The sequence below is a fragment of the Methanoregula boonei 6A8 genome (genome assembly GCF_000017625.1).
In the GTDB taxonomy this organism is placed as follows: domain Archaea; phylum Halobacteriota; class Methanomicrobia; order Methanomicrobiales; family Methanospirillaceae; genus Methanoregula; species Methanoregula boonei.
Genome location: NC_009712.1, coordinates 2,268,291 through 2,280,532, shown reverse-complemented (window position 1 = coordinate 2,280,532; position 12,242 = coordinate 2,268,291). Strand labels below are relative to the sequence as shown.

Annotated in this window: 15 protein-coding genes; 9 read left to right on the top strand and 6 right to left on the bottom strand. The window is 55.1% G+C overall.

Annotation, left to right across the window (positions count from 1 at the left end; all coding sequences use genetic code 11):
* Positions 1-2 precede the first annotated feature (2 nt).
* The gene (locus tag MBOO_RS11515; RefSeq protein WP_012107779.1) at positions 3-1,661 is read left to right on the top strand and encodes an ABC1 kinase family protein; all 1,659 of its coding nucleotides are present in this window, start codon (positions 3-5) and stop codon (positions 1,659-1,661) included.
* A gap of 29 nt (positions 1,662-1,690) precedes the next feature.
* On the opposite strand, the gene MBOO_RS11510 is transcribed toward MBOO_RS11515, so the two are convergent.
* From MBOO_RS11510 to cofG, 4 genes are all read right to left on the bottom strand, one after another.
* Positions 1,691-2,179 (bottom strand): DNA-deoxyinosine glycosylase, encoded by a 489-nt coding sequence (locus MBOO_RS11510; protein ID WP_012107778.1) that lies wholly within the window; start codon positions 2,177-2,179, stop codon positions 1,691-1,693.
* 28 nt (positions 2,180-2,207) lie between these two features.
* The gene (locus MBOO_RS11505) at positions 2,208-2,489 is read right to left on the bottom strand and encodes a ferredoxin-thioredoxin reductase catalytic domain-containing protein (protein WP_012107777.1); all 282 of its coding nucleotides are present in this window, start codon (positions 2,487-2,489) and stop codon (positions 2,208-2,210) included.
* A 65-nt stretch (positions 2,490-2,554) separates the two neighbouring features.
* Positions 2,555-3,325, bottom strand: coding sequence for a phosphoribosylaminoimidazolesuccinocarboxamide synthase (purC, locus tag MBOO_RS11500; RefSeq protein ID WP_012107776.1), 771 nt, complete (start codon positions 3,323-3,325; stop codon positions 2,555-2,557).
* A complete protein-coding gene (cofG, locus tag MBOO_RS11495) occupies positions 3,322-4,311 on the bottom strand; it encodes a 7,8-didemethyl-8-hydroxy-5-deazariboflavin synthase CofG (RefSeq protein WP_012107775.1) in 990 nt (329 codons plus the stop codon). The genes purC and cofG overlap by 4 nt, the downstream gene beginning before the upstream one ends.
* A 149-nt stretch (positions 4,312-4,460) precedes the next feature.
* Between cofG and MBOO_RS11490 the strand changes: the two genes are divergently transcribed.
* Positions 4,461-5,507: a sensor histidine kinase gene (locus MBOO_RS11490; protein WP_157677700.1), complete on the top strand. Its 1,047-nt coding sequence runs from the start codon at positions 4,461-4,463 to the stop codon at positions 5,505-5,507.
* Between the two features lie 12 nt (positions 5,508-5,519).
* On the opposite strand, the gene MBOO_RS11485 is transcribed toward MBOO_RS11490, so the two are convergent.
* A complete protein-coding gene (locus MBOO_RS11485) occupies positions 5,520-5,999 on the bottom strand; it encodes a GyrI-like domain-containing protein (RefSeq protein WP_012107773.1) in 480 nt (159 codons plus the stop codon).
* Between the two features lie 105 nt (positions 6,000-6,104).
* On the opposite strand from MBOO_RS11485, the gene cofC reads away from it, so the two are divergent.
* The 4 genes from cofC (at position 6,105) to MBOO_RS11465 (ending at position 9,482) form a co-directional block, all read left to right on the top strand.
* Complete coding sequence (gene cofC, locus MBOO_RS11480; RefSeq protein ID WP_012107772.1) at positions 6,105-6,749, top strand: 2-phospho-L-lactate guanylyltransferase; 645 nt, start codon at positions 6,105-6,107, stop codon at positions 6,747-6,749.
* A 160-nt stretch (positions 6,750-6,909) separates the two neighbouring features.
* Positions 6,910-8,700, top strand: coding sequence for an MFS transporter (locus MBOO_RS11475; RefSeq protein ID WP_012107771.1), 1,791 nt, complete (start codon positions 6,910-6,912; stop codon positions 8,698-8,700).
* 27 nt (positions 8,701-8,727) lie between these two features.
* Positions 8,728-9,159 carry a universal stress protein gene (locus MBOO_RS11470; RefSeq protein ID WP_012107770.1) on the top strand — a complete coding sequence of 144 codons (432 nt, stop codon included), beginning with the start codon at positions 8,728-8,730 and terminating at the stop codon, positions 9,157-9,159.
* A 62-nt stretch (positions 9,160-9,221) separates the two neighbouring features.
* Positions 9,222-9,482 carry a hypothetical protein gene (locus MBOO_RS11465; protein ID WP_012107769.1) on the top strand — a complete coding sequence of 87 codons (261 nt, stop codon included), beginning with the start codon at positions 9,222-9,224 and terminating at the stop codon, positions 9,480-9,482.
* 48 nt (positions 9,483-9,530) lie between these two features.
* Here the strand turns inward: MBOO_RS11465 and MBOO_RS11460 are convergent, their stop codons facing one another.
* Positions 9,531-10,184 (bottom strand): DUF5591 domain-containing protein, encoded by a 654-nt coding sequence (locus tag MBOO_RS11460; protein ID WP_012107768.1) that lies wholly within the window; start codon positions 10,182-10,184, stop codon positions 9,531-9,533.
* A gap of 335 nt (positions 10,185-10,519) precedes the next feature.
* Here MBOO_RS11460 and MBOO_RS11450 point away from each other — a divergent pair, with 335 nt between their 5' ends.
* The 3 genes from MBOO_RS11450 to MBOO_RS11440 all read left to right on the top strand — a co-directional run bounded on the left by MBOO_RS11450 (position 10,520) and on the right by MBOO_RS11440 (position 12,235).
* The gene (locus tag MBOO_RS11450) at positions 10,520-10,918 is read left to right on the top strand and encodes a hypothetical protein (protein ID WP_095206360.1); all 399 of its coding nucleotides are present in this window, start codon (positions 10,520-10,522) and stop codon (positions 10,916-10,918) included.
* Positions 10,915-11,754, top strand: coding sequence for a class I SAM-dependent methyltransferase (locus MBOO_RS11445; RefSeq protein WP_012107766.1), 840 nt, complete (start codon positions 10,915-10,917; stop codon positions 11,752-11,754). Before MBOO_RS11450 ends, MBOO_RS11445 begins: the two co-directional genes overlap by 4 nt.
* 97 nt (positions 11,755-11,851) lie before the next feature.
* Positions 11,852-12,235: a hypothetical protein gene (locus MBOO_RS11440; protein WP_012107765.1), complete on the top strand. Its 384-nt coding sequence runs from the start codon at positions 11,852-11,854 to the stop codon at positions 12,233-12,235.
* Positions 12,236-12,242: the final 7 nt, after the last annotated feature.

The following is a 12,242-nucleotide window of genomic DNA, read 5'->3' as shown; positions in this document are numbered from 1 at the left end:
CCATGGTCACCCGTATCCGGCGGTATGCGCAGATCGTCGATATCCTGTGGAAGTACGGTTTTGGTATTGCACTGGAGAAAGCCTTCCCGGGAAAGACCCGTTTCCGCCTCCCGGGTACAGAAGAAAAACAGCCGGACCAGTCTACGGTGTACGAGCGGGTACGCTTAGCCCTTGAGGATCTCGGGCCCACTTTTGTGAAGTTCGGCCAGATCATGAGCACGAGAACGGAGATCTTCCCCCCGGAGCTCATCGAGCAGCTCAAGAAACTCCAGGATCATGCAAAACCCCTGCCCTTCTCTGAAGTTCTCGCGGTGATCCACCAGTCCTGCCCGAACCTGGAGGACTGGTTTGCCGAGATCGACGAGGCGCCGGTTGCATCTGCATCGATTGGGCAGGTCCACCGTGCAGTCCTTAAGGATGGCACTGTGGTTGCCCTCAAGGTCCAGCGCCCCGGGATCCCCGAGATCATCGAGACCGATCTTGCCATCCTCCAGTCCATGGCAGAACGGATAGAATCGGTCTTCCCGGAGAGCCGGATGTACAACCCCACGGGCCTTGTCCAGGACTTTGCCACCCAGATCCGAAAGGAACTGGACTTTACCCGCGATGGCCGGAACTCAGAGCGGATGGCACGCAACTTCCGGGATGTACCGGGTATCCACTTCCCCAAGATCTACTGGGAGTATTCCTCATCCCGTCTTCTCGTCATGGAATTTATCAAGGGTGTGCGGATCGACAATGTTGAAGCGATTACGGCGCAGGGATGTGATCCGCACGATATTGCGGTCCGGGGCTTCAATGCGTACCTGAAGATGATCTTCGAGGACGGATTTTACCATGGAGATCCTCATCCCGGCAACCTTCTCATTTCTGAAATGGGGGACCTGGTCTTTCTGGACTTCGGTATCGTCGGGGTGTTGCGCCCTGAGAAAAAGCAGCTCTTCGTCAACCTCCTTTTTGCCCTGACCACTGATGATGTCGATATGATCCTAAAGACGCTCGAGGGCTTTGGGATTTTTGTGGCCGAGGAGAGCCGCGAGGCACTCCGTGACGACCTGTATATCATGCTGCACGATTTCGGCGGCGGGGATGAGATTGCCCAGTTCAATTTCGGCCTGATGATAAACGAGCTCACCGAAGTGATGCGGCGCTACAGCCTCAAGGTGCCCATGAGCCTGATGCTCCTGTTAAAGACACTGGTCATGGTCTTTGATGTGGCGGTCCGGCTCGACCCCCAGTTCAGTTTCGGCGGGGAGATTACCCCCTACCTGCGCAAACTGGCGGATTCGAACGTGCTCTCCGCCGGCTACATGAAGCGGGCGTCCAACTCGCTTCTTGAGGCTGTGGATGCGGCCTTTGATCTGCCAAGGAACGTTAACCTGATGCTCAAGCGCCTGTCGACAGGGACAATCCGGCTCGAAGTGGTTGATACTGATTTAAAGAAACTCCAGATGGCGCTGGACCGGGCAAGCGACAAGATCATGATCGGCCTTGTTGTGGCCGCCCTTGTCGTCGGGTCATCGCTGGTGCTGCAGGCTTCACCGGTAGCCATGCCAAAAGAGGTCATATGGATCGCTGTCCTTGGCTATACTGCTGCCGTGCTTTGCGGGTTCTATGCGATCTATCACGTCATCTTCCTGAAGCTGCGCCTGGAAAGATAAGTATTGGCGGGGCAGGCCCAATCTTTTTTTTATAGAGCATCCCGGATGCAGATGCGCGCCCATTCTAGAGTCTTTTCCGCAAAAGACATGCTGGCATATGCGGGACTGGTTGAAGGAAGAATATGGCCGTTCAGGTCCGGGTTCATGCTCTTAAAATAACGGCCGGCAGTGCTCCCGTTGAGTGCAATGCATCGTATTGTCGGGTGAGCTGCAACAAACCCCGTTATGTCGTTTGCAACCGGATCGCAGATTGCGGAATCCATGCTTCCTTCCCGCCTGCAGAAAGCAAGGGCATCCCAGAGGGCGATCCGGTGCTCTGTCAGGAGATGTGTACGGAGGGGATAGGAAAGGGCGTGGTCGATCCCGAAAAGGATCTCTATGATCCTCCAGAACTGGTTTTTGGGATTACCGTAGTACTCGCTTTTTCCAAGCGATATGAGGCTGGGAAAGCTGCCGAGGATAAGGATTTCCGGATCCCTGCCGACGATGGGGGGAAGGCCCGGGTTTGTGTTTTTCATACTGGTATTGTCTACTAAAAAGGGGGTCTTATGGCTTTTTGTAATAGAGGAGACAGTGGCAGTGCCCGTCCTTTGCTATCTCATCTTTGTGGTAGATACAGGGACATTCAATGGCACGGTCGCGTTCCTCGTCGCCGCTCCGCAACCGGCAGGGGCAGTAGGGTCTCCCGAACCTCTTCTTGTTGCGCACCAGCCCCCGGATCACGATGTTGAGGTGATCTTCATCGGGATTGAGGATCCACCCGTTTTTGCGGGCGATCGCCCGGGTCCACTTGAGCATCTCTGCATCAGTTTCCGCATCGTCAGTCATCACCGATCACCTCGCAAGATTGATACGCATATTCCTTTTGACATATCTTATGTGTTGTGGAGTTCTTACCGCGTCCGCTTCACTGTTTTTTTCGATACCGGTGCTTTCTTTTTGGCTGCCGCAGGTTTTTGTGGTTTAGTGATCCGTGCCGCAACACGGTTGTAGGTTGCCATCACGTCGCCCTTGTTAAACCGGTACACATCCTTGTCCAGCGATTCGCCGGTCTTTTTGTCCCAGAGGCGCATTGAGTCCATGCTGATCTCGTCGCCGAGATAGATGGTTGTTCCCTGGCGCCCGAACTCCAGCTTGAAGTCCACAAGGGTGATACCCTGTTTTGCCAGCAGGCCCGAGAGAAGGGTATTGATCTTGAGCGCGATCGCCTTGATCTTTTTGAGTTCCGCCGGTGTTGCGAGTTTTAAGGCAACGATCAATTCATCGTTGAGCATCGGGTCGTGCCGGGAGTCATCCTTATAATCGATCACGATCACCGGAGGTTTCAGGGGTGTCCCCTCCTTGAAGGGGTAGTTCCTGACAATCGAACCCGCCGCATAATTCCTGACGATCACTTCAAGAGGGATCATGGAAAGTTCGCGGACCGCCATCCTGCTCTCGTCCTGCATCTCCAGGAAATGGGTTTTTACCCCATTCTTTTCCAGGTAGGAGAAGAAGAATGCCGAGACGCCGGCATTGTAACTGCCCTTGTTCTTGAGCGTGTCTTTCTTCCCGCCGTCAAATGCGGTGATATCGTCGCGGAACTCGACGATCAGTGTTCCTTTCTCGTCCGTATGGTAGACCGATTTGGCCTTGCCGGTATAGAGGAGTTTTTTCTGCTTCACGGTTGGCTGCTCCCTCTGCTTATACGTTGGTTGAGCCTGTTTATTAGAGGTTGCAGGCCAGGGTCGTACCAGCCCGGCCGGATGAACCGTGGATAGATGCAGAGGCGCTCCTGAAGTGTTGCGTCCCCAACGATCTTTTTGAGGTCGTTGAACGCCGGCCAGGGATGTTCAGGATTCACATAATCGATGGTTACCGGGGATATCCCCCCCAGATCACTGACCCCGCAACCAATGAGCCGGGACGCATCGATGAGATTGGGGGCTACCTGGATGGAGATCTCCTCTGGCAGGATCCGGCGAGCCATCAGGATCGTGTTGCAGATCTCCTGTGTATCCGGCACCCGGAACGCAGCCATGGGTGTATTGTTCTTGGGGCAGAAATTCTGGAGGATGATCTCCTGGATATGCCCGTACTTCTTATGGATGTCCCGGATTGCAATAAGTGAGTCCTCGCGGCCGGCCGCAGTCTCGCCAATCCCGAGGAGCAGGCCGGTGGTGAACGGGATCTTCAGCCGGCCCGCGTCTTCCATCATTGCAAGGCGCACTTCCGGTTCCTTTCCTTTCGATCCCTGGTGCGCCGGGATCCGTGCCGTAGTCTCAAGCATCAGGCCCATGCTGGCGTTTGTGGGCCGGAGCCGTTTCATCTCGTCATACGTGAGGATACCGGCGTTGGTGTGCGGGAGGATCCCGTACCGGAGAGCAAGCCGGCACATTGCCTCGCAGTAATCGAGGATGGTATCGTAACCCGTCTTTTCCAGGTATGCGCGAAAACCTTCCTCTTCTTCGGGATGCTCGCCGAAGGTAAAGAGCGCCTCGGTGCACCCGGCCGCCTGCCCCTGCGCAAGAACCGCTTCCACCTCTTCAGGCAGCATGACACATCCTTCCTGAACCGGGGTGCGGAACGAGCAGTACCCGCACCGGTTCCGGCAGACGCTGGTGAGCGGCAAAAAGACGTTCTTTGTGTACGTGATCACCCGGGGCTCCATACCAGTACGGTTCTCTTTTTACATGTTAAACACTGCCGGCAGATGAGGTTCTCATTGTGGCTGTGGAGATCTCCTCCGCTGGATGGTCTTTATATGATCCCGGCGAAATAGACTGTTTATCGGATTCCAGCGCGATCCCGTGATACATCGTGATCCCCATCATTCTCGTTGATGCAAAGGCGGACCGCAGCGCAGCCTTACAAAAGTATCTTTCCGGGGCCGGTCCTTATCGCGTTATCACGTCAGCGTCCCCCGAAGTGACGGTCAGCCGGAATCTCTCAACCAACCCGGGGGTCGTGATCGCGGTCCAGGAAGAAGGGCAGAATGGTCTTGTTTTTGTCCGCCACCTGCGGGAGAACCAAATCGGGCTGCCGGCGATTATCCTTGCGGCAGCCTATGAGCCGGAGGTATTCCGGTCCGCTGTTGCAGATCGCGCAGAGTACCTGGTCATGGCCGGGGCGCCGGATGCCTGGTACCCTGTCCTTGTGCAGCTCGTGGAGAACATTCTGGCAGTGCGCCGGGTGCAGGACAAGGTACTGTTCCTCGAAAAGAAGCTCAATCTTGTAGGGAGCGTCACCCGCCATGATGTGCTCAACCAGCTCACGGCTGTCAGCGGGTATACCGAGCTTCTGGAGATGGTGGTTACCGATCCGCAGATGAAATCGTACATTGAAAAAGAGCGGTTTGCTCTGGAGAAGATTCGAAGGCAGTTCCAGTTTGCCAAGGATTACCAGATTCTTGGGACCGAGCAGCCGGTCTGGCAGCCTCTTTCCTCCGTGATCCGCCGTGCCGGTGATCTCGTGACGGTAAAGGGCATCACGGTTACCGATAACTGCGGGACTGCTGCAGTCCTGGCCGACATTGGCCTTGAAAAGGCCGTAGCCCAGATGCTGGACAATGTTGTCCGCCATGGGAAAACGGCCACGGAGCTTCGCATATCTGCCCGGGAGGAAGGCGAAGGCGGTCTCGTTATTTTCGAGGATAATGGCGCCGGTATCCCGGATGCAGACAAGGAGCGGATCTTCGAGCGCGGATTTGGCAAATATACCGGCTGGGGACTTTTTCTGGTGCATGAGATGCTCTCCCTCACCGGCATGACCATTGTTGAGACGGGAGTACCCGGCAAAGGTGCGCGATTTGAGATCCATGTCCCCCCGGAATCCTACCGAAAGGAAGGTAAACCGAAAGTCACCTGAAATCTCCCCTTGTTACGGGTCCCGGATTGCTACGTAGATATCCACCTGTGGGGTCTTTTTATCCGTAAACCGGCGGTCATACACTTCAAAATCGCAGGTATAGGTCCTGGGCAGGTCTGTTCCCCAGATCCCACCCCAGATGCCGACAACGGCGTCCGGCATCTGCCCGCATGCAGGAAAAAAGGCATAGGTCTGGGCCGGGATATGGCGGACAGAGAGGCCTTTAGGGAGTACCCCGGCTTTTGAGACACCACATCCGAGAAGATAGCTATACTCACCGGTCCAGTCGGATGCATAATCGGAATAGACTGCATACATCACCGGCGGGGTGACCCGGTGAGGGATGCGTGCTGCCGCATTTGTAGAGAGAAACTCTTTCCAGCAGGCCGGGATATCAGCGAGACTCCTGCAATCCGCATTGCAGGTCCGGCGCTCTATTCCAACAACCGTTCGTTCAGGGAGCCTGACCCTGGAATAGGGAGGTGGATCCATATTCTGTACTCTTGCCGGTGGAGGATGTTAAAATCTGTACAACGGCGAACCAGCCCGGGATATATCAGTATCTTTTTTTGGTCGTCCCGCATATGAGCGTATCACATGTGTCCCCATGCACTGATTCCCTTCAAACCGGCCGGTCCCAAGAGCCGGCTCTCCGGGATCCTCTCACCGGAGGAGCGGGAAGCCTTTGCCCGTGCAATGCTTGAAGATGTTATAGCTGCTGCAAGGGATGCAAACTGCAGCCCGGTGATTGTCGCAACCGAGCTCTTTGATTCCGAGGATGTCCAGATCACTATTGCTGATAAAGACCTGAGCGGGACGCTCAATGAGGTACTTTCCCAGGCTGCAGGACCGGTCCTGATCCTCATGGCCGATCTTCCACTCGCCACCGGTCCGGCAATAAAACGGGTGGCATCTACCACAAGCGACATAGGGATTGTGCCCGGGCGTGGCGGAGGAACCAATGCGATCTTTGTGCGGGAACCGGCAAAGTTCCATGTGGATTATTACGGCATGAGTTTCTTAAAGCACATCCGGATTGCACAGGAGGCCGGCCTCTCCTGCGAGGTTATTGACTCATTCCTGCTTCATACAGATATCGATGAGGAGGATGACCTGGTGGAGCTCTTAACCCACGGGAGTGGCAAAAGCCGGAAGTACCTTGAAGATCTGGGTTTTGTCCTTTCCGCCGAAAACGGCAGAGTGGGCGTGAAACGCCCCGTGCAGCCTGCACCCGCTACGTGATTATCTCTAAAATCCGGTCCCGCACAAACTCCCTGACAACGGGGAGTTCCCGTTATAAAGCAGTATACCCGGTGATACTATCTGCACATGTGCATAGTGCACCTTATTCATGGTATGCCCGCCCAAATATTCAGGATATATGCCGGATCAGGTAAAATCTGTGGATACAGCAGCGCCCTCCCCGTCAGGATCGCCCCTTCCGGCCGGTGAACCGGGTGCAGTTGCCCGGGACCCGAATTACAAGTGGATTGCACTCTCGAATACAACGATCGCCATGTTCATGGCCGCGGTGAACGGGAGCATCATCCTGATCTCCCTGCCTGCTATTTTTAACGGAATCAATATCAACCCGCTCACTTCCTTCCAGTACCTGCTCTGGATCCTGATGGGCTACGGGATTGTCACCGCTACCCTCCTTCTCAGTTTCGGGCGGCTTTCGGATATGTACGGGAGGGTGAGACTCTACAATATCGGGTTTGCCATTTTTACGGTAGGTTCTATCCTACTCTTCCTGACCCCGGATACCGGCGATGCCGGGGCTATTGAACTCATCGTCTTCCGTGTCGTCCAGGCCGTGGGTGCGGCGTTTATCTTCTCCAACAGCGCGGCGATCCTCACGGATGCCTTCCCTCCCGATGAGCGGGGAAAGGCGCTGGGCCTCAACCAGGTGGCGGCACTCTCGGGGCAGTTTGTCGGACTTCTGATCGGCGGCATCCTTGCGGTTTTCCATTGGCGGTATGTCTTTTTGATCAGTGTGCCGTTCGGTGTCGTCGGCACGATCTGGGCATTCCTCAAGCTCAAGGAGCCGGCCTATGGGAAACGCTCCCAGAAGATCGATATCTGGGGGAATCTTTCCTTTATCGGAGGCCTGACGATCTTTTTGGTCGGTATCACCTATGCCCTTCTCCCGTATGGCAGCGATTCCATGGGCTGGAGAGATCCGTGGGTTGTCGCTGCACTCCTGTGCGGCGTCCTGCTGCTCTTTGCATTTCCCATCATCGAGACCCGGGTCGAAGACCCGATGTTCCGGATGGACCTTTTCCGGATCCGCAACTTTGCATTCGGGAATGCCGCCGGATTTATGTCAGCCCTTGCCCGCGGCGGGGTCATGATTATCCTCATCATCCTGCTCCAGGGGATCTGGCTGCCCCTGCACGGGTACAGTTTTGAGTCCACGCCGTTCTGGGCCGGGGTCTATATGCTGCCGCTCACTATCGGGTTTGTTATTATGGGCCCGCTCTCCGGCAGCCTCTCCGACAAATACGGGGCCCGGTGGCTCAGCACGCTGGGCATGGTACTGGTCGGGATCTCGTTTTTGATTCTTGCGATCCTGCCGTACAACTTCGATTACCTGCCCTTTGCCATCGCTCTCATGATTATGGGGATAGGAAACGGCATGTTTTCCTCGCCCAATGCCGCAGCGATTATGAATTCCGTACCCCCTGATGAGCGCGGGGTTACTTCCGGGATGATGTCAACGCTGATGAACTCGGGCTTTGTCCTCTCTATGGGGATGTTTTTTACCATCATTGTGGTGGGACTTACGGGTGCGTTCCCAACGGCACTCGCGGGAGCCCTCACTGCGGCCAATGCAAGCCCGCTCATCCCTTCAATGAGCGCCATTCCCCCGACCGGTGCACTATTTGCCGCATTCCTCGGGTACAACCCGGTCCAGATGATCCTTGGCGGCCTGTCTCCGGCCCTGATTGCGACAATTGCCCCGGCAACCCTTGCCACCCTTACCGGGGCAGTCTGGTTCCCGACAACGCTTGCCGGGGCTTTTATGCCCTCCCTGGCGCTTTCGTTCTATATCGGGGCTGGCATATCCTTTGTGGCAGCTCTGCTCTGCGCGATGAGGGGGGAAAAATATATTGACGAGTCGGATGGTGCAGTCCCGATCAATGCTTCTGATACCGATCCGCAAGAGGTATCAGGGGATAATGTACAGTAGGACATATCATATGATGGGGCACATCCGATGACAGAACACTTCCTCAGCAGTATCCTGATCGCAACCGACGGCTCGGAGAAGAATCGTGCGGCTCTTGAAGAAGGAATAAAAGTTGCCCGCCTCTGCGGGGCAACACTCTATGCGGTGTACGTGATTGATACCGGAACCTTCTCAACCATGTCCGGGGATATCCCGCTCGGGGACACCTACCGTGTTTTCCAGGCCGAGGCTGAGCAGGCTTTTGCCCGGATGCGCTCCCTGGCCGGCGATCTTAAGGTTGAGACCGCGATCCTTGAAGGCCGCCCTGCCCCCGAGGTTGTCAAGTTTGCGACCCGGAAAAAGATCGATCTGATCGTGATTGGCACTCAGGGGAAGCGGGGGCTGGAACGTCTCCTCCTGGGGAGCGTGGCCGAAGAGATCATCCGTTCCGCGCCCTGCAAAGTGCTTGTGGTGAAATAGGGAATCCTGTTTTTTTATCGGCCCGGTACACTCATTACCTGCCGGCACCCACCTGTACCTCAATGACCCTTCCTGCGTGGGTAACGCCGATCCTGATAGGTATCGATGTGCTGATATTCCTTTATGGGATCCGCATGGCCGTGATCGGGAAAAAGACCTACGGGTGGTTCCTTGCGCTGGCGTTTCTGCTATTCTGCCTCAAGGAAGCGCTTCCCTATAACGGGATGGCCCTGTCCACTACCGTAGCGCTGGTTCTTACCATTGCCGGCCTTGCCTCTGCACTGTTCGCATTTTACCTGATTGCAAAGTCTCTTCCCTCCTAAAAAAGGAAATGGCCCGGTACAAGGGAAAACGCTACGCGGCGTATCCGGTCATTCTTTTTTTGCCAGATCCGGGTGTGTATTCCGGAACCGGAGAAGTTCATCGCAGAACTCCCCGAGGTAATCGTCCATAGAGAGGCTCCCTTCCTGGAACCGGCACTCCTCTTCCTCGATTACCCGGTTGATGCGATCCCTTGTCGGAAGGATACGATCGATCTTCACCCCGGATTTCTCCGATCCCCAGAGAAGGGCTTCACGGAAGAGTCCGATACAATAGGCAATCCGGTATTTGTAGAGATGCCGGGTCTTTTCCAGGTATCCGGCTACCCGGTCGGCTTCTATCCTGAGAAAATCTGCCTTGATCTTCTCATCGCTTACCTTCCCGAGCATGTACTTGTAGTGCGCGTACGGGTACATGGTCTCGAGCTCGGCCGGTACGATCCCACAGGTGCCAAAGATGACGATATGGTACTGCGATTCATCGAAAACCTGAGAGATGATCATCCGGATAAGCTGATGACTCGGGCTCGTGCTGTAGGGTTTTCTCACCGCGCAGGGCATAAAAATGGCAATATCTCTGGGCCGGACCTCGTACTCATCGATAATATAACGATATGACTGTTCGAATTCCTCCAGATAAAAGGGAGGATCGGTAAGAACCGGTTTTTCCGTACCGTCCCGGGATCCGGCCGGAGGTGTTCCCATGGCTTGTCCTTACAGAATCGGCTCCGCAGGAGATGAAATAACCGCTTATATCAAGAAGGCTCTTTTCCCGGGGGAACGAATTATTATTGTTTGTTTAAATATGCTCACTTGTCTATGTATCGTAACCTGGATCCCGACCAGAAACGACATGCCCTGTATTTTCCGGGGGGTTTTGTTGCGGTCTCGGCCGGTTTTGCGGTACTGCTCGCAGGCTTTTTTGCTGGCAGTGAAGTAATACTGTACACGGGTGCGGGTTTCATGTGTTGTGCTGCAATAATGCAAAACCTTCTTTTACTCCCCCGGTACCGGACTGCCTAGGAAAAACGGATCTGCGTATGAGTTCGCCTGCCTCATCAAAGTCTTGGATCCAGTATGCCGATCGCCTGGTTTTCATCACAGGAGACCGTATCACACTTGCAGCGTACTCGTTTCCCTTTGCTGGGAGCCGGAAGATCCCCTTTGCGGATATCGAACAGATCCAGGTCCTGGAACCGTCTTTAGCAAACGGCCGGTGGCGGATCTGGGGGTCCGGTGACCTGCGGACATGGTTCCCCCTCGACATTCACCGGCCCTCGCGCGACCGGATCTTTGTTGCCCGCTTAAAGACCGGGCGTACCCGGATCGGGTTTACCGTTGAAGATTCCGCCCGTGTCATCACGGTTCTCGAAAACTTAAGAGTGCCGGTCACCATATCAGAAAGCTGCGCAGGCCGTTTCACCGGGGTATCGCCGTGACTGCGCCGCCGGGAAATCCCCTGTCTGCCCCGAAAAAAAGCAGTTTTTTTCGCGGGAAGGCCGGTTACTATGCCAGGTACCGCAAGGGGTATCCGGCCGCAGTTTTTGATGCACTTGTCTCCCGTTTTTCACTTTCACCGGCATCCGGAATTCTCGATCTCGGCTGCGGTACCGGCAATGTTGCGATTCCTCTTGCAAAGCGGGGTTTTCACGTTTATGCTGTTGATCCTGATCCGGAGATGCGCAATGAAGGATGCCGGAGGGCAGCATCGGGTCATATCACTGGTATCTCATGGCTTGACGGGGCAGATTCAACACTCGGTGTACTGGGACTGCCTCCGCTCCGGCTCTGCATCATGGGGCTCTCGTTCCACTGGATGGATCGCCCCCGGGTCCTTTTGACCCTTGATACCCTGATTGAACCCGAAGGGGGGATCGCCTGCATCAGCCGGAACGACAGTTTCTTCTCACATCTCAAGAGGGGCTGGGGTGGAGCGGTAAAAGAGGTACTCCAGGAGATGCTCGGTGATGCCTGGGACTATTCAGGGCGCCTGAAGAAAAAAGCGGACAACCATGACGATCGGCACGAAGAGGTATTTTTGCAGTCCCCGTTCTCTCAGCTTGAAACGGTTACGTTTCCGGTACGGGAAATCCTTACTATTGATGAGATCATCGGCTATCAGCTCAGCACGTCCTATATCGATCCCGTGATCATCGGGGAACGGAATGCCGAGTTCCGCGCCCGGCTCACTAACAGCCTGCTTGCCATGGAGCCATCGGCGCGATTCCCCGATGAGTCAACGATCGAGCTGATCATCGCACGCCGGCCGCAATAACCACCAAACCCGGTGCGTGGTGCGATCCAGCCGCTTGCTTTTTGGGGAAGGAATGTAAAATGGATTATACATCATCCGGTGACAACAGAGGTCAAAAATGATAAAAAACCGGTACTGGATCCTGATCGTGGTTGCGGCATTCCTTCTTGCTGCAGGCTGCACATCCTCCCGTATCACCAATACGGCGATCACGGTTATGAGTGGCGATCTGGATTCATTTACTCCGGTAAACACCGGTTCGGTGGATTTCTACTCTGCGGATTTCCAGGTGGAGAACCCCACCAATACTACTTTCGAAAACGTCGAAGTCCAGATCAGCATGATGCCGATCACCGCGTACTGCCATTCGCAATCATCGACCTTTGATATTCCCTCCCTGCTCCCTCACCAGAAACTCAAGGAGACGTTCTCATTCTCGGAATTTGCGGATCTGGACTGCGCTTATAATTACACCTCTTATGTGTCATCAGACCAGCCTTAGGATTGTC